Annotated in this window: 13 protein-coding genes and 1 pseudogene; 8 read left to right on the top strand and 6 right to left on the bottom strand. The window is 64.8% G+C overall.

Going from position 1 to position 17,215, the window contains the following annotated elements; translation table 11 throughout:
* Positions 1-117 precede the first annotated feature (117 nt).
* Positions 118-2,745, top strand: coding sequence for a TonB-dependent receptor (locus Q333_RS0110025; RefSeq protein WP_029416678.1), 2,628 nt, complete (start codon positions 118-120; stop codon positions 2,743-2,745).
* A 71-nt stretch (positions 2,746-2,816) separates the two neighbouring features.
* A complete protein-coding gene (locus Q333_RS0110020; RefSeq protein ID WP_029416676.1) occupies positions 2,817-4,025 on the top strand; it encodes a glycerate kinase type-2 family protein in 1,209 nt (402 codons plus the stop codon).
* Between the two features lie 125 nt (positions 4,026-4,150).
* Here the strand turns inward: Q333_RS0110020 and Q333_RS17355 are convergent.
* The 4 genes and pseudogenes from Q333_RS17355 to Q333_RS17730 form a co-directional block, all read right to left on the bottom strand.
* A pseudogene (locus tag Q333_RS17355) lies at positions 4,151-4,851 on the bottom strand (IS5 family transposase).
* A 60-nt stretch (positions 4,852-4,911) separates the two neighbouring features.
* A complete protein-coding gene (locus Q333_RS0110005; RefSeq protein ID WP_029416674.1) occupies positions 4,912-6,087 on the bottom strand; it encodes a DegT/DnrJ/EryC1/StrS family aminotransferase in 1,176 nt (391 codons plus the stop codon).
* A 3-nt stretch (positions 6,088-6,090) separates the two neighbouring features.
* Positions 6,091-6,705 carry a NeuD/PglB/VioB family sugar acetyltransferase gene (locus tag Q333_RS0110000; RefSeq protein WP_029416672.1) on the bottom strand — a complete coding sequence of 205 codons (615 nt, stop codon included), beginning with the start codon at positions 6,703-6,705 and terminating at the stop codon, positions 6,091-6,093.
* 181 nt (positions 6,706-6,886) lie between these two features.
* Positions 6,887-7,222: a helix-turn-helix domain-containing protein gene (locus Q333_RS17730; protein ID WP_029416670.1), complete on the bottom strand. Its 336-nt coding sequence runs from the start codon at positions 7,220-7,222 to the stop codon at positions 6,887-6,889.
* A 1,092-nt stretch (positions 7,223-8,314) separates the two neighbouring features.
* On the opposite strand from Q333_RS17730, the gene Q333_RS17630 reads away from it, so the two are divergent.
* Positions 8,315-8,482 (top strand): hypothetical protein, encoded by a 168-nt coding sequence (locus Q333_RS17630; protein ID WP_157072433.1) that lies wholly within the window; start codon positions 8,315-8,317, stop codon positions 8,480-8,482.
* Between the two features lie 318 nt (positions 8,483-8,800).
* Here the strand turns inward: Q333_RS17630 and Q333_RS0109985 are convergent, their stop codons facing one another.
* Positions 8,801-9,178 (bottom strand): response regulator transcription factor, encoded by a 378-nt coding sequence (locus Q333_RS0109985; RefSeq protein WP_029416668.1) that lies wholly within the window; start codon positions 9,176-9,178, stop codon positions 8,801-8,803.
* A 5-nt stretch (positions 9,179-9,183) separates the two neighbouring features.
* Positions 9,184-12,609 carry an EAL domain-containing protein gene (locus tag Q333_RS16525; protein ID WP_157072432.1) on the bottom strand — a complete coding sequence of 1,142 codons (3,426 nt, stop codon included), beginning with the start codon at positions 12,607-12,609 and terminating at the stop codon, positions 9,184-9,186.
* A 50-nt stretch (positions 12,610-12,659) separates the two neighbouring features.
* Between Q333_RS16525 and Q333_RS0109975 the strand changes: the two genes are divergently transcribed.
* The 5 genes from Q333_RS0109975 to Q333_RS0109955 all read left to right on the top strand — a co-directional run bounded on the left by Q333_RS0109975 (position 12,660) and on the right by Q333_RS0109955 (position 16,185).
* Positions 12,660-13,112: a response regulator gene (locus tag Q333_RS0109975; RefSeq protein ID WP_051651241.1), complete on the top strand. Its 453-nt coding sequence runs from the start codon at positions 12,660-12,662 to the stop codon at positions 13,110-13,112.
* 2 nt (positions 13,113-13,114) lie between these two features.
* A complete protein-coding gene (locus tag Q333_RS0109970; RefSeq protein ID WP_029416665.1) occupies positions 13,115-14,347 on the top strand; it encodes a TadE/TadG family type IV pilus assembly protein in 1,233 nt (410 codons plus the stop codon).
* A 9-nt stretch (positions 14,348-14,356) separates the two neighbouring features.
* Positions 14,357-14,761: a hypothetical protein gene (locus Q333_RS0109965; RefSeq protein WP_157072431.1), complete on the top strand. Its 405-nt coding sequence runs from the start codon at positions 14,357-14,359 to the stop codon at positions 14,759-14,761.
* A gap of 151 nt (positions 14,762-14,912) precedes the next feature.
* Complete coding sequence (locus tag Q333_RS0109960) at positions 14,913-15,539, top strand: tyrosine-type recombinase/integrase (protein ID WP_029416663.1); 627 nt, start codon at positions 14,913-14,915, stop codon at positions 15,537-15,539.
* 106 nt (positions 15,540-15,645) lie between these two features.
* The gene (locus Q333_RS0109955) at positions 15,646-16,185 is read left to right on the top strand and encodes a T6SS immunity protein Tdi1 domain-containing protein (RefSeq protein ID WP_157072430.1); all 540 of its coding nucleotides are present in this window, start codon (positions 15,646-15,648) and stop codon (positions 16,183-16,185) included.
* Positions 16,186-17,215: the final 1,030 nt, after the last annotated feature.

The raw sequence follows: 17,215 nt of genomic DNA, 5'->3' as shown, positions 1-17,215 counted from the left end.
GCCGGTCAGGCGTACGGGGATAATTGGTCAGGACGATTTTGACATCCGGACAGTCCGCATGTAACGGTGTTGTCAAGCCGATCCAGAAGCGGCGTCAACGTCAATGGGAGGACGGCCATGCGCCGAGGGGTCTCAGCACTCGCAATCATCACCGCCGTGTCTGGCTTGGCCGGAGGAGCATGGGCCCAGGAGGCTGCCCAGCAAGTCGAGGACATCATCGTCACCGGACAGCGCGGGGCCATCGCCTCGGCTCGCGCCGACGAACGGCGCGCCGACAATCTGACCAATGTGGTCTCGGCCGACTCGGTCGGACAGTTCGGCGACCAGAACACCGCCGAAGCCCTGCAGCGCCTGCCGGGCGTCAACATCGAGCGCAACGAGGGCGAGGGCCGCACGGTTTCGATCCGGGGCCTCCCATCGTCCTTCACCCAGGTGACGGTCAACGGCGTGCGCGTCGGCACCTCCGAAGCCGGCTCCAGCACGGTGGCGCTGGATGTGATCCCGTCCGACCTGCTGGGCCGGATCGTGGTGTCCAAGACCTACACGCCCGATATGGATGGCGACACCATCGGCGGCGCGGTCGAGTTGCAGAGCCAGTCCGCCTTCGATCAGCCCGGCGACTTCTACACCTTCCGAGCCGAGGGCAACTATCAGGAGTACGCCGACGAGTGGGGCCCAGAGGTCGCCGGCAGCGTTGCGCGGCGCCTGATGGACGGCGACCTGGGTCTGGCCATTGCGGGCAATTATTCCAACCGTTTCATCAACGGCACGGACCTGCGCAACGAGCAGGGCCTTCGTCTGATCAATCGCGGCGGCACGGATTTCCTCTACCCTGACGAGCTGAACCAGCGTTTCGAGATCGGCGAGCGCGAACGCTTCGGCGGCACCTTCAATCTGGAATACCGGCCGCGTGACGGCATGGAGCTGTATCTGCGCGGTCAGTTCACCCAGCTGAACGACGACGACACCCGTGTGCAGCAACTCTGGCAGACGGAACGGTCGACGGGCAACGAGGTGCTGACGATCACCGACAGCTCCGGCAGCTTCAATGATGTTCGCAACCGCTATCAGGTCTTCTTCCAGCCGACCGAGGACCGGCTGTTCTCGATTTCCGGTGGGGGTGAGCACCGTTTCGAGAACGACTGGGAGCTCGACTATCAGATCGACCTCTCCCGCTCACGCTGGTCCCAGGAAGACGGCCTGCGTCCCCGTTTCGAGATCGACGACATCCGGGCGGTCGCCACCTACGGCCGCGAAGACCTGACCGTGGACATCGAACGGGAGTCGGGCACGCGCCCCGATCCGACGAACCCGGCCGCCTACACCTTCGTCAACCTGCTCTTCATCGAGGAAGAACGCACCGACGAGATCACCTCGGGCCGGTTCAACATCCGTGCGCCATTCGCGGCCTTCGGCGAAGACGGCTATCTGCAGTTCGGGGCCAAGTTCCGCTCCCGCGACAAGGAGGCCGACAAGTCAGAGTTCAACGGTGATCCGCGCACGGCGGGTGTGACAGGCAGCTACGCCACCCTGCCGACGTTCACGCCGGACTCCAACTTCAGGAACGACTTCGGCCCGTTCGTCGAACTCAACACCCTGCGCGACCTGGCCGTGCGTGCCCGTGACGCCCTGCTGCTGAACCCGCGTTTTCAGCGTCAGGACAATACGGTCGCCTCCGACTATCGTCTCGGCGAGGATGTGACGGCCGCCTACGTCATGGGCAACTGGAGCCTGTCGCCCAGCCTGACCCTGATTGGCGGCGTCCGCGTTGAGCAGACCGAGTTCTCGAGCCAGGGCTTCTTCTTCGAGAGCGACGACAACGGCCTGAACGCCGCAGGCCAACCGCTGACGGCGGTCAATCTCGGGACCTACGAGAAGGACTACACCGACTGGCTGCCCAGCGCCCTGATCCGGTGGGAGCCGCGTGACGACATGGTGGTGCGTGCATCCTATGGCCGCGGTCTCAAGCGGCCGGATTTTGAGGACGCCCGCAACAGCCAGGCCATCCGCTTCGATCCGACCAATGCGGCCAACACCCGGCGGCTGGAGGCGGGCAATCCGTTCCTGGACGCCCTGATCGCCGACCAGTTCGACGCCTCTGTGGCCTTCTACCCGTCCAGTCAGGCCGTGTTCCAGGTCGCGGTGTTCCACAAGGAGATCAGCGACTTCTTTCTGGAACTGACCACCCGCGACATCACCCAGACGCCAATCGTGCTGCCGACCGGCACCTCGACCAACTTTGCGGGCATCGAGACCGTCATCAATGGCGGTGACGCGACCGTCACCGGGGTCGAGTTTTCCTATTCCCAGTCCTTCGTGCAGCTTCCGGGCGTTCTCTCGGGACTGTTCGTCGAGGGCAACCTGACGCTGGCCGATAGCGAGGCCGAGACCAGCGTTCGCCCCGGCGAGACCTTCGCCTTCCCCGGCCAGGCCGATATCACGGCCAACCTGTCGCTGGGCTGGGAGAACGACATCTTCTCCATGCGCGTGGCCGGGAACCACCGCGGCGAAGTGCTCCAGGGCATCGGCGACAGCGTGATCGAGGACCGCTACCGAGCCCCCTTCACACAGATCGACATCAATCTGCGCTGGAACGTCACCGAACAAGTCCAGCTCTATGTCGACGGCGTGAACCTGACGGGCGAGAAGGATACGCGCTATTATGTCGGCGGTCGTCAGAGCCTGTTCGAGCGCGTGCAGGATTTCGGCTCCACCTATCAGGTGGGGGTGCGCGCGACCTTCTGACCATCCGGCACGGGAGGCCTTCAGCCCGGCCTCCCGACCTCTCCTGAGCCGGAGTGACTGGGAGGCGGCGGTTGGACGATCCTGAAGGTTTCCTGCGGTCGTTGTTTTCAGCGGCCATCGCCGCCGCCTCCGATTTTTCCATGATCCCCGGCTTGATCCCCAGAACCGAGGGGCGGATTCGCGTGTTGGCGGCGGGCAAGGCGGCGGCCAGCATGGCGTCCGCGATCGAAGACGCGCCTCCCTGGTGGCTGAAACCGGGTCAGATGGATGGTCTCGTCGTCACGCCGCCGGGTCACGATCTGCCGCTTTCGACTTTCCAGTCCCTCATCGCCGCCCATCCCGTGCCGGACGCCTCGTCTCTGGCCGCTGGAGAGCGCATGCTGGCGATGGCGGACGCTCTGGCGGCCAATGACCTGCTGGTCGCCCTGGTCTCGGGCGGGGCGTCGGCGCTGCTCGCCGCGCCAGTGTCTGGCCTCACGCTCGACGACGAGATCGCATTGAACCGGAGCCTGTTGAAGGTCGGGGTTCCCATCGACCAGATGAACGCCGCCAGGGTGCGCCTGTCGCGCCTCAAGGGCGGGGGGCTTGCCCGCGCGGCGACCCCGGCCCGAGTCGTCACGGTCGTCGTGTCCGATGTTCCCGGCGACGACCCGCGCCGGGTCGGCAGCGGCCCGACATTGGCGCCTCCGGATGTGCTGCTGTCTCCAGGGATCCTGGACCTGTTGCCTGAGGGATCCCGCGTGGTGAGGGACGCCACCCCGGAAGGGCCGGTCCATGTGGTGGTCACGGCGTCGCAGGCCCTCGGCGTCGCCAGAGCCATGGCGGAGGAAGCGGGCCTGAACGTCATCGACCTTGGAGCGTCGGTCGAGGGCGAGGCGCGCGATGTCGGCCGTGACCACGCCAGGATGGCCTTCGAGCTCCCTGGCGACCATCGACCAGCCCTTGTCCTTTCCGGCGGCGAAACGACCGTCACCGTGCGCGGCTCGGGGCGCGGGGGCCGCAACACCGAGTTCCTCGCCGCCGCGATGGAGTGTGCGGGGGGCGGTTCTGGACTGTGGGGCATAGCCGCCGATACCGACGGCATCGACGGATCCGGTCCCGCAGCGGGGGCCATTTTGCGACCCGACAGTTTCGAACGAGCGCGACGGCTGGGGCTCGACCTCGCGCGGACACTTCAGAACAACGACGCCCTGACGCTGTTCGAGGCCTTGGGCGATCAGATCGTCACCGGGCCAACCCGCACCAACGTCAACGATTTTCGCGCGCTGCTAATTCTATAGGGCTTGACCGCCGCCTTGGATCAAGGGCATCGCGCCGGGTGCTCTTCGTCCAGCGTTAGGGTCAGGACTCATAGCCAGAAGAGCACGGTAGCGGCGAGGGTTGCGGCGGAGAGGAAGACGGTCGGTCATCGGTCGTACCGTGTTGCCACGCGTCGCCAGTCTTTGAACCGCCCGAACATGATCTCTATCCGGTTATGGCGTTTGTAGCGGCGCTCGTCGTAGCGGACGGGACCGGTTCTGGATTTGCGGCCAGTGATGCGGGGTGTGATGCCCTTGGCCCGCAGGGCCTCCCTGAACCAGTCCGCATCATAGCCCCGGTCGCCCCGCAACCATTGTGCCTTGGGCAGGCTGTCCAGCAGGGCGGCGGCACTGATATAGTCGCTGACCTGGCCTACCGTCATGAACAGGCTGATCGGCCGTCCGTTGGCGTCGGTTACGGCGTGCAGCTTTGTGTTCATGCCGCCTTTGGTACGTCCGATCAGCCGCCGGAGACCCCCTTTATTGCCCGCAGGCTCGAAGCCGTGCGGTGTACCTTCAGCTAGGTCGCGTCGATCATCACGGTGCGCTGTTCGGCGTTGCCACCTGCCAGGCCCTCCATCATTCGAAAGAAGACGCCCGCGTCGCTCCACCGCTTCCAGCGATTGTAGAGCGTCTTGGGGGGACCTCAGGCCGCCGGCGCGTCCCGCCAACGCAGGCCATTACGATTGACGAAGATGATCCCGCTCAAGACGCGGCGATCATCGACCGTGGGCCTGCCGTGGCTATTCGGGAAATAGGGTTCCAGCCGAGCCATCTGCTCGGCTGTCAGCCAAAACAAGCCACCCATGATCCAGACTCTTCAGGGGCCTGAAATAGATCCTGCACCTCACATCAATGGGTCATGACCCTAGGCCGAGGCCTCGCGCGCCACCGCGTCGATGGCCTCGACCGCCCGATCAATCTGATCGTCCGTGATGGTCGGATGGACAAGAAGGGCGATCGATGTCTCGCCCAGAGCCTTGGCCACAGGCAGGCGCTCGGCGGGACGCGACGCCGTGCCGTCAAAGGCCCGCTCCAGATAGATCTCTGGGGCCGAGCCGTGGAAGCACGGCACCCCGCGCGCAACGATCGCCTCGATGATCCGCTCGCGCGTCCAGCCGGGGGCCAGCCGCTCCGGCCGCACGAAGGCGTAGAAGCGGTACCAGGCGTGGACCAGGTCGTTCGGGATACTGGGCAGGCGGAACAGGTCGTGGTCTGCGAAGGCCTCCGTCAGACGAGCGGCCAGGGTCGTCCGCCGCGCGGTCCAGTCGGCCATGCGCTCCAGCTGGATCAGCCCGACGGCAGCTTGCATCTCGATCATGCGACCGTTCAGTCCGAAGGTGTCGTGCACCAGCCCGGGCCACGGCAGATGAGCGCGCTCATAGACCCCCTCCCAGCTCTTGCCGTGATCCTTCCAGGACCACATGGCCGACCACAGGGCCGGGTCCGAGGTGGTGACCATTCCACCTTCGCCCCCCGTCGTCATGATCTTGTCCTGACAGAAGGACCACGCCCCGACGTGGCCGATCGAGCCGACGCTTCGACCCTTGTAGCGGGCACCGTGCGCCTGGGCGCAGTCTTCGATGACCTTGAGACCGTGCCGGTCGGCCAGCGCCATGATCGGGTCCATGTCGCAGGGCGCGCCGCCCAGGTGGACCGGGATGACCGCCTTGGTCCGGTGCGTCAGGACCGCGGCTATGGTCTCAGCCGACAGCCCTTGCGTGTCCGGATCCACGTCGGCGAAGACCGGCGTCGCCCCGGCCATGGCCACGCAGGACGCCGAGGCCATGAAGGTGCGCGGAGTGACGATCACCTCGTCTCCCGGGCCGACGCCGAGCGCGAACAAGGCGGCGTCGAGCGCCACGGTGCCGTTCATGAGCGCGATGGCGTGGGTCGTTCCGGCCCACTCCGCGAAGCGCCGCTCAAAGGTGCGGCAGAGGTCGCCGGTCCAGTAGTTGACCCGGTTCGACGCCAGCACCTCGGAGACGGCCTTGACCTCCTCGGGGCTATAGCTCGGCCAGGGGGCGAAGGGAGTGTTCAGCACGGCTCAGCGCTCCAGCGGACGAGCGGGGTTTCCGACGACGGTGATGCCGTCGGGCACGTCGGCGACGACCACGGCCCCGGCACCGACGACCGCGTCGCGGCCGATGGTGATGCCCTGGCGGACGACCGCACCGATGCCGATCCAGCTGCACTCGCCGACCCGGACGCCCCCGGCGAGATGGGCGCCCGGCGAAACATGAACGCCGTCGCCCAGCACGCAGTCGTGATCCACGGTCGCGCCCGTATTGAGGATCACCGCCTCTCCGATCGTGGTGCCGACACCGGCCCAAGCACCCGCCAGAACGACTGAGCCGGCACCGAGGCGGGCGCGGGGGCTGGTGCCGGCCCGGGGGTGCAGGAGCCGAGGCGTCGACCAGGCCTCGCGGGCCAGACAGCGATGGATCCCGAGCCGGGTGGAATTGTCGCCGATCCCGACGAGGCAGGCATCGGCCTCCACAACGCCGTGCAAAAGTTCATTGAGCGAGCCGGCACATGGCCAGGGTGCGGGGTCTTCCGGGGTGTCGCCGATCAGGACGATGGCCGCCCATCCCGCCCCTTCCGCCGCATCGGCAAGGACCCGGGCGTGGCCGCCCTGGCCGATGATCGCCAGCGTCTTCATTCCTTTGTCTCCGGCTCGCGGCGCATCCTGGGGCGATTCCCGGCAACAAGTGCCAGATCAGCACATCAGATCGTCGGCCTCGTGCCCAGTCCGCGCCAGTGCGGTTCCGCGTGTTCGCCGGAGCGGACTGCGAATGCGGCGCGGGACCTGGCACGACCTGGGGCCGAACGGCTCCGGTCTATCAACCGTCGTGTCTTGCCGACCGGCGTCGATGAGCCGCCACTGCATTGTCCGACGGCAGCTTGGCCAGAATAGCCTCTGCCTTGGCTAGCGCGCGAGCCAGGGCGTTGGGATCGCCGTCGCGGCAGGCCGCCACCAAAGCTCGAAGCGCCGCCTCGATCTCGCCGACGGATCGTCGTGCGGGATGATCGAGGGGCGGCACCGTCCCCATGACCGCGCGCCAGAGATCGGCCTTGGTCGCGAACTGGTGAAACAGGGCCCCACTCGTTACGCCTGCGGCCGCCGCAACCCGGCGCACGGTCACCTGTTCGTAGGGCTCCTGGCTGAACAGCGCCATGGCCGCAGCCTCGACGACCTGGCGGGTCCGGGCCTTCTGGGCGAGCCTCTTATTCTGGCCGGGGATCCTTTGAGGGCGACGCGTACGGCCCGTCCCATCCTGTGAGGCCAGGATTGCCTCAGCTGTCGGCGGACGGCCCGACCCCGGCTCGATTACGGGGATCGTTTCAGAGACCAGATCTTCGCGTCTGCCGGACATAACCCCGCCTCGCGTCGTGAGTGCACTGCGCCTTACTCCGGGGCACGGGCCCCACGCAAGCCGTCGACGCGGCCGGGGTCGGTCATGGATTGAATGCAACTTTGGCGTTACACTGGCGCCATGTCGCCTGTGCGCCCGGGTCCTTGGTCCAAGATGCGCTCCCGCTCCGCCGGGACCTTCGGCGTCCTCGTTGCGGCCGTTTTCGCCGTCGCCTTTGCCACCACGCTGGCGTGGCCGGTTTTGACCGATCGCCCTGGCCCGACTCTTGAGGCCATCGAACCAGCGGCGAGGGAGACCGGCTCACGTCCTACCGAGCCTTCTGCCAGGTCCGGTGGGAGCCCGACCGAGGTTTTTCTTTGTCCCGTCGCCGCGGTGACAGACGGCGACAGCCTGCGGTGCCGGGATGGGACCAGGGTCCGGCTGCACGCCATAGCGGCGCGCGAACGCGACGGCGGGTGTTCGCTGGGGCATCCATGCCCGGCAGCCAGCGCCGAACAGGCCGCTTTGGCGCTACAAAGGCTGGCGACAGGCGCGACCTTACAGTGCGAGCGAACGGGCTCCAGCTTCGACCGGGTCACCGCAATCTGCTGGACGGCCACCGGTGTAGAGGTGAACTGCGCCCTGGTCCGCCAAGGCGTGGTTGCCCTTTGGGACCGCTACGACCGCCAACGTCGCCTCTGTCGCTCGTGACGGACCCGCCCGGCAGCGCTCAAGGTACATCGCTCCAGGGCGGTATGGTGCTTCAGGAACAGTCGGGGCAATCTGTCGGCGGGCCATAGAGGGAGGTGGGGCCATGAGAACGGGCGACCGTGTCGAATGCGTGCTGATAGCCCTGGCGTTCGCGGCGGTGGCGGCTCAGGCGATCCTCCTTGGCGTTTGGGCTTGGAGCCAGTCTTGAAGACGCTCTGGACCATCCTCCTGCGCTTCTGGACCTCGACGCCGCCGCGCGACGAGACAGAACGGCGTCAGGATCGCAAGGCCCTGGCCATCATGCTGCTGCTAAGCGATGCCTGCCTTATGGTCGCGATCGTGATCTGGATGACCTGGATCGAGCCGCTCTAGCGCCCGACGGGAACAATCCGGAACGCGCACGGGCACCACAGGGCCGAGTCGACCGCACATAGTGTCCTCGGGCTCGTCGTTAGCCGGCTGAGTAGGACTCGCTGTTCTCACGCCTGAACCGTCTGATCTCTCGCCGGGCAATGAGAGAGTGATGCCAGCCTGGTTCGGACCGTCGACCGGCCATCGAGGCCGGACCCGGATGCGACTCGAGGCCGACGGCCTCTCTTCCAGAATGTCCGCTCCTGGCTCTGAGCGGCCGTCGACGACGTCCGCTCTTGGGCAACGAAGCACAAAATCTCACGCCGAGGTGCAGGGTGCTCATGGGGGTGTGCCCTCCGACAGCAGCTCCGTCACCTTCGTGAGGAGCGCTGCGCGAAGAATGGGCTTGGGCATGCTGGCGTTAGCGCCGAATACCTCGGCGGGTCTCAACAATGTAGAGCGGTCCATCTTGCCGCCGCTGGAGACGGCGAGGATCGGAATCGTGTTGCCGGAGCGTCGCAGCTGCAGGATGGTTTCCAAGCCATCCTTGTTGGGCATGAGCATATCGAGGATCAACAGATCCACGGTCTGATCCAGCTTGGACAGCGCCTGGTCTCCGTCGGCGGCCTCGATCACGGCATGTCCGGCCTGGCCCAGGTATTCGGAAAGCGTCGCCCGGACGATCGGATCGTCGTCGGCGATGAGAATGACTGCCATAAACGCTACGCGGCCTTTGCAAGTGAGGCTTGGAGGTCGGCGAGGGGAACCGGCCGGTGAAAGTGATAACCCTGCATGAGATGTGCGCCGGCGACGCGCAGGAACTCCGCCTGAGCGGCTGTTTCCACGCCTTCGCAGACGACGGTCATTCCGAGCGCCCGGCCAACGCCGATGACGGCGTGGAGAATGGCCGCAGAGGCGGTGTCGGAGCAGCAGCGCTCGATGAAGCTCTGGTCGATCTTCAGGGTATTGAACGGGAGCTCGCGCAAGGCGTGGAGACTGGTGAACCCGGAGCCGAAGTCATCGAGCGCGACTGAGACGCCCCGCCCCTGCAGTTCCGAAAGCGTGCGCGAGGCCGCCGCGACGTCCAAGAGAGCGGTCTCGGTGACTTCGATCTCCAGTTGATCCGGTCGAACGGCTGTGGCCTTCAGGGCCCGTTCCACACGATCAGCAAAGCCCGCACGCTGGAATTCCGACGCCGATACGTTGACCGCCACACGGAGGTCCATCTCGGCGGTGTCTTGGAGCGCCTTGGTCAGAACCCAATCGGTGAGCCGCTCGATCCCTCCTTCCGCCTCAAGCCGCGGAATGAACTCCGCGGGAGATCGACCGCCGTCAGCTCCGGTCCAGCGGACGAGCGCTTCTGCCTTCCCAGTCGAGAGGCCCGTCCGATCGACAAGTCTCTGATAAGCCAGAGTCAGCTCCCCATCGCCGATCGCCTGTTCCAACTCTTCTGCAATCGTTCTCGGCGGCGTCGCAGGCGCGATCTCTTGATCGAACAGCTGCAGCGTCTTCGGCACCAGAACCGCCAGTTTTTCGACCAGCGACGGCGCCAAATCTCCGCCTTGGGCCGCCAGCTCGACCGCCTGGGCGGCCACTGCCACTGCGGAAGCGCCTAGGCTGAGGCTCATGGACCGCAGGGCGTGGGCTGCGCGAGCGGCCGCTGAGAGGTCCCGCTCGCGGCTGGCCGTCTCGACTTCGGCGAGCCGGGCCGGCGCATTTTCCGCATACAGGTGGTGAATGCGCTGAACGAACTCCGTCCGGCCCGAGGCCATCATCGCCGTCAGTTCGCCTCGGACAACCGGATCTAGCAGACCGGCGTCAAGCGTGGCGACGGATGACCCGGACACAGGTGTCGGGGCGCTCGTGCCGAACGTGCTGCAGTGCCTCGCTAACTCGCGCGTCAGATCCCGCAATGTGAACGGTTTGTGGATCACCCCGTCCATGTCGCAATCGCGCCAGGCCTGGGCTCCAGCCCCGACCACGTGCGCCGTCAGGGCGACAATCGGAGTTCGAGCGCGTCCGGTCTCGCGTTCCTCGGTCCGAACGCGTCGTGTCGCCTCAAAGCCGTCGAGCTCCGGCATGGATCCGTCCATGAGAACCATGTCGTAGGTCTTGGCCCGCAGGCGTTCGATAGCCCTGAAGCCGTCCTCGGCTGTGTCCACGGCGACGCCCAGCCGTGATAGCGCCTCCGTCGCAACCTCACGATTGACCTCCGAGTCGTCCACCACCAGAACTCGCGCTCCGGGGAAGGTCTGCAACGACGCATCGACCGCTGTCGTGTCCTCGAGACGGGGCGCTTCGCCACGGCCCATCTGTTCGAGGACCAAGAAGACCTCCGCTCGGCGCAGCGGCTTGACTAGGACACAAAGGTCGCTCGTCGAGCGACGCATGTCCGCAGCTTCGTCCTCATCGCCACAGACGATCACTGAGAGGGCAGGCTGGGCTGAGTTCGGCCGCGTAAAGCCCGCCGTCGCCGCGTCGTCGACCACCGTCCCCGTCGCCTCAACGTACCGGCGCAGCGCTTCGCCGGTCTGGCCCACCAGATCACGGATGCAGAGCGACGCAGGTCCGGCCGGCAGGCCGACGGCGTCTCCGACCGGCTGAAGCGGAGCCCGAAAGGCGAAGGTCGATCCGGCACCGACTGTACTCTCCAGCTCCCACCGTCCGCCCATGGACCGCACCAACCGGTCGCAGATGGCCAGGCCCAGCCCGGTGCCCCCATGCTTGCGCGTGGTGGTCTGGTCCGCCTGAGTGAAAGCGTCGAACAGCGCGGGCAATCGGTCGGCCGGAATGCCGGGGCCGGTGTCGCGGACGGCTATTCGCACGTCGCCCCGATGCGCTTCCACTTCGATGCTCACCCCGCCGATCTCGGTGAACTTGATGGCGTTGTTCACGAGATTGCCGATGATCTGACGCAGGCGGACCGGATCGCCCAGCACCTTCCAAAGGGTCGGATCGACATAAACGGCGAGGTCCAGACGCTTCTCGCGCGCCTTCGCGGCGAACAGGCTGGCGACGTCCTCAGCGACCTCCAGAAGGTCCACCTCGACGGCCTCCAGGTCCATCTTGCCGGCCTCGACTTTAGAGAAGTCGAGGATGTCGTTGATGATGCTGAGAAGCGACTGTCCGGACTTTGCGATCACTCCAGCGTAGCGCTGCTGTCGCTGCGGAAGGTCCGAATGGGCGAGCATCTCGCTGAGCGCCAGGATGCCGTTCAGCGGTGTTCGGATCTCGTGACTCATGACAGCCAGAAAGTCCGACTTCGCCGCATTGGCCTGCTCGGCTGCGTCGCGCGCGATGACCAGATCCTCCGTGCGCGCCGCGACCTCGGATTCAAGACCCTCCACCTGCTGCGCGATGACGGCGTCCCGCTGGCGGATGGAGGTCAACAGCGTATCGAACCCCGTGATGAGTTCCGCCACCTCTCCGTCAGCCCGCACGTCGACAGTCCGATGGAAGTTTCCCGTCTCGTGGACTTCGCGGACGACGCCCGCGAGCGCCAGCACGGGACGGATCGTCCGGCCTGCCAGGCGCAAGGCGAGAACCAGACCGACGGCCCCGGCTGCAAGCGCGCCGAGCAGAGCGATCCAAACCGTGGAGAGCACGCGCCCCCCCAGGTCAGGCGCGCGGCTGTAGAGCGTGACCGACCCGACCCGACGACCTTCGTGGATTACCGGCGCCGAAGCCTGAATCGAGCCGCTTCGCAGCACGCGCCATAGAGACGGCTGGCCGACATCCCCGATCACTTGCGCATCAGAGAGCAGCCGCGTTCCGCTGCCGGTCTCCGCGAGCAGGCCGTGAATCGATTCAACGCGGGCGTAATGCACGTCCGTCATCTGACCGATCGACCTGATGGCGACGAAGGCCTCTGCTCGGTCTTGTCGGGCCACAGCGTCCGCCGCCAGAGAAGCCACAACCTTCGTTGTCTGTGAAAGCCCTTCGGTTTGCAGCCGCGCTTGCCGGCGAAGGTCGAGCCAAGCCGTAAGCCCGGAGGTCACCACTGTCGAAATCGACAACGCGATTATCAGGGCGACCGCCAGTTTTCGAGCCAGCCCCGTCCCGTTGTGTCGAGTATAGTACACAAGCTTAGCCGTAACGTTGATATGATATTCCTTATACCTCGCGTTAATGACCAGCGACTTAAGCAAAGACGTCAGTCGGGGGACTGAGGAGGCGGGCTGGCCTCCGGAGGAAGAGTATGTCGACTTTCTTCTATGTCCTCACGGAGCATGCGCGCCTGCTGTTCGTGGACGACGACCCAATCCTGCGCGAGTTTGCGCAAGTTAATCTGTCTACTTCCACGGTTGAGGTCGACGTTGCGGCTGACGGCGTGAACGCGCTCGAAGCCCTGCACCGTCAGACCTATGACCTGGTTCTGACCGATCTGCTCATGCCTCGGATGGATGGTTTTGAGCTGCTTGGCTGCATCCGATCCGACCATAGTTTCGCCCATCTGCCTGTCATCGTCGAAACTGGCCGGGAAGACGTGAGCGCGATCGATCGCGCGTTTGATGCAGGCGCGACGGGCTTCGTGACCAAACCTTTGAACTGGCGCCTGCTCGGCTACCAGATCAAGTTCACCCTCCGGGCCGCGCGCGCTGAGGCTTCGCTGCGGCTAGGTCGGGCGTCGGCAACCAAGACGGCTGCCTAATCATGCAGGTCCTGGATTTCGTGCGACGGTGCTGGACCGACGAGCGCGGCCACGTCGCCCTTATCACCGCGCTGGCCTTGCCCACCCTGACCGTCCTTGTCGCCGGGGCGGTGGACTTGCAGCGCGTGGTGTCCGACCGTGAGCGCGTTCAGGATATCGCCGATGCCGCCGCCCTTGCGGGTGCGTCTCACCTTGCTTTGGCCATCAGCGACGATGTCGCGATCTCCCGGGTCGAGGCAATGATCGACGCTCACTTGGAGGAGTGGACGAAAAAGCCCTCGGTCACTCCGGTCGTGCAGATCGTCCAACAGGGTTCTCAAAGAGTCATGCAGGTCAGCATGGACGTCGTCGCCCCGTCCTTCTTCGTCAACCTGCTGCCGCCCGGCGGCTGGAAGTTCGGGGCCGTATCGCGCGCCGTATCGGTCGGCATGACACCGCTTTGCGTGCTTGCCACATCGAAGCAGGCAGACAAGGTTATCAACGTCAAAGATAGCAGTCGGCTGCGTGCGCCAGCCTGCATGGTTCATTCCAATCGGGACGTTCTTGTGGAGGGGGGGCGCATCGAAGCTGCGATGGTGCAGGCGGTGACCTCCGCGCGAGGACAGATCAGCCCTTCACCCGGGACCGGGGCGGCGGATATTCCCGACCCCTTCGCCGACCTCGCGCTGGACGAGCGCAGGAGCTGTTCTGGATCGTCCCAAAGTCTTTCTGCGTCATCGGGCGTCATACGCCTCCCGGCTGGCGTACATTGCGGCGGAATTCAAATTTCCGGCAGCGCCGAACTGACTTTGGCGCCCGGCGAACATTGGTTCCGAGATGGGCACCTTCAGGTCAAAGAAGACGCCCGATTAACGGGTGTCGATGTCGTTCTCTTCTTCGATAAAGCATCAAAGTTCGACTTCCAGGATAGGGCGCTCGTGAACCTGGATGGAAGGAAAACGGGTCCTTACGCGGGCTTGGTGATGGCCGCGACGAGAGACAATACACAGGACTTCATCATCACCAGTGAAAACGTCGACCGCCTTCTGGGCGTGATCTACGTGCCCCAGGCGCTTCTGCTTGTGGACGGCAAGGCGGACGTGGCCCGCGAGAGCGCCTGGACGGTGATTGTGGCCCGTTCCATCCAGCTCAAGGGGTCTCCCTCGCTGATCATCAACGCCAACTACGGGGCCAGCGACGTGCCGGTGCCTGACGGTGTTGGACCAAGGTCGGGCGGCGCCCGCCTCATTCAATAGGATAGACCCATGGCGCTGGAGGCCCAACTCATGGCCGATAACGACCCTCACGCACCAGCAACGATCACTCCTCCGGAGCGGCGCCGAGGCCGCGATCGCCGAAGGCCCGGAAGCCGGGTCAACTCGACCGCCCCTCGGCGATCGATGCTGCAAAAGGGCGGGGCGATCGCGACCGGCATGACCCTGGGCATCTTGATCGTGACGGTGGTCGCCGCAGAGCTGCTGGTTGACGATACTCCCTGGGTCGCGGTGGCGACCATGGCTGCTGGCCTGGCTGTCGCGGTCTTCGCCTTCATGATCGGTTGTGTCGAACAGCGGCTGATCGAAATCCGGCTTGAGCTCATGATGCTTAACGGCGGAGGCCGTCAGGGCGACCGTAGATCCGTCGGCGGCCCCGAGATGCGACGCAACTAGGCTGCGTGGCTCACAAGCTAGCGGAGATAGGGGTGAACACTGCGTTGGCGCCAATGTCCGATGGTTGGCGGCTAACGAATGATCGATGTCGGCGCACTGTCGCCCCGATGGGTGTAGCTTTGGCGTGGGGTCTCGATCGTAGGAGGTGGCCATGGGCCAGCCCGATCTATTCCGCACGCCCCGTAAACCCTGGAACGCTGGTCGCATGACCGGTGCTAAAGCACCGCTGAAGCCGAAGCATATCTGGGCCATCCGGCAGCATTTGAAATCGGTCGGAGCGGTACGTGACCTGGCGATGTTCAATGTGGCCTTGGACGCGAAGCTCAGGGGCTGTGATCTCGTCAAACTGAGGATCGCTGACGTCGCCCAAGCTGGCGTGGTTCGGCAGCGTTCAACGGTCGTCCAACAGAAGACAGGGCGACCGGTGCCATTTGAGATCACGGAGCCGGCGCGAGATGCGCTCGCGCACTGGCTCGAGGTACGAGGAGGACTGTCGAACGACTGGCTGTTCCCAAGCCGCAGCCGCGCCGGCCAGCACATTGGCACGAGGCAATACGCCCGTCTTGTCGATCGATGGGTCCGCACCATCGACCTCAACCCAAGCGCCTACGGCACTCACAGCCTCAGACGAACCAAGGTGGCTTTGATCTACAAGAAGACGGGCAATCTACGCGCCTGCCAGCTGCTTCTCGGCCACGGAAAACTGGAGAGCACGGTCAGGTACCTCGGCATCGAGGTCGACGACGCGCTAGAGATCTCCGAACAGATCGACCTTTGACGCTAGGTGGGTCTGCGCAAAGCGGACCCACCGAAGGTCTCTCAGGGGTGGATTTCAGACTTCGAACCATTTTTCGCTGAGCGCGTCAGGTTCATTGTGTAATGCCATGTTCAAGCGACTATTCGGGGATCCAACGGCATTGCAGAAAGCTGTTCCGCTAGCCGAGGCTGTTAGGCGACGCTACCCATCGCTCGTCATCGCCATGCCGGCACCGGATGTTGAAAGGGCATTGGCGACCTGGGAATGGCTTGCACCGCCACAGGCAAGCGTCGCCTTCGTAGGTGCATTTGGCGACCTGTTCTTCGAGACGTCGGATGGGATCGTGATGTTGGATATGCTTGAGGGCACTGTCCGGGTCGTCGCTCGGGACCAAACGGCCTTTTTGCAGGCCATAGAAGACGACGACTATCGAGATGAGCTCCTCGGCGATGTGTGGGTTCAGGCAGCTATAAGGCGCGGGCTGATCCTAGGATCAGGAGAATGCTTTGATTGGGCTGTTTCGCCAGCCATTGGGGGGAAGTTTGCAGCGAAGAATCTCGCCAAGACCCTCGCTGTGGCGAAGATTAGTATCGCCGGTCAATTGCATCAGCAGATTGAGGACCTGCCCCCGGGAACCCCGATTACGGGCTTCACGGTCAGCGACTAGGCCTGCGAGCAGACTCCCATTGTCCGCAATGGGTCGACAACGGCTATCGGTTTCCGGCCTGCAAGCAGACCTTGGGACCCCGTCCAAATGCCGCCTTTTCGGCAGCCAGCGAAAGACCGCTTCTGGCGCGGAACAGACTGACTTTGTGAAGACCAAGCTCGCGACGCCGAAGTGACCCTTAGCGACCGGAAGGAAACGTCGCGTCTAGCAAGCGGTGCAATTCCCAAGCGGCCTCGCTCCAACATGAAAGTTCAGACGGCGCCGCGTTTGTAGCCCGCCCGTTGTTGAGGACCAGCACATGGAGTCCTCCATTGCTGATCACGACATCGCTTGGCCGCCGACCGCTTTGGCAGGCGTTGAGGCCCTGCTCGCTCGCTCGGTCAAACGATTGTCGGAGCGGGCCGATCTGAGAGGCCGATAACCGTCCTTCCACCACAGGTCGTTCAAGGCGTGGGTTCTGACAAACGGTGCGTGGCGCCGGCGCTGTGAACGCGTAGTCCCCCGTCTCCAGGTCCACCGTCACGTTTCCGGCAGGGCACCACTCCGACTGACCGACCGTGGCGAATACAAACGCTGTGCGTTGCTGGTCTCTCACCAGCGGCGGAGCTGCGCTCGCGCACGCCGACATGGTGGCAGCGACGACCAACGCCGCCAATCCCCTCGCCATCATCATCGCTCTCATGTCCATCACTCCGCTTGAAGTTGAATTCCCTAATCAGCTTTCGGCGTATCAGCCGGAAGACGGCGCTTTCCCGGCTCGTCTGCCCCTCTTCGCAGAAGGGTGATCGTCTGCAGCTCAAAGCTCGCAGGATCCATCGCGGCGTGTCGAAGCGTGTTTTCGTCCAACGACATCGCGACCCTGCCATCGGCCAGCATCAGTCCGGCGTCGCACGACGACACCAGGACGGAGAGGTCATGGAGAGCCGTGACCAACGTCAGTCCAGCTTCAACGCGCGCTCTCAGCGCACAGCGATGCATCGGTGACAGGGGATCTGGGGTCATCGACGGGGAAGCAACGCTCTCTACAGGG

The organism is Brevundimonas bacteroides DSM 4726 (assembly GCF_000701445.1).
Lineage (GTDB): Bacteria > Pseudomonadota > Alphaproteobacteria > Caulobacterales > Caulobacteraceae > Brevundimonas > Brevundimonas bacteroides.
Note: the sequence above shows the minus strand (reverse complement) of the source record. Positions and strands in the feature narration are given on the sequence as shown.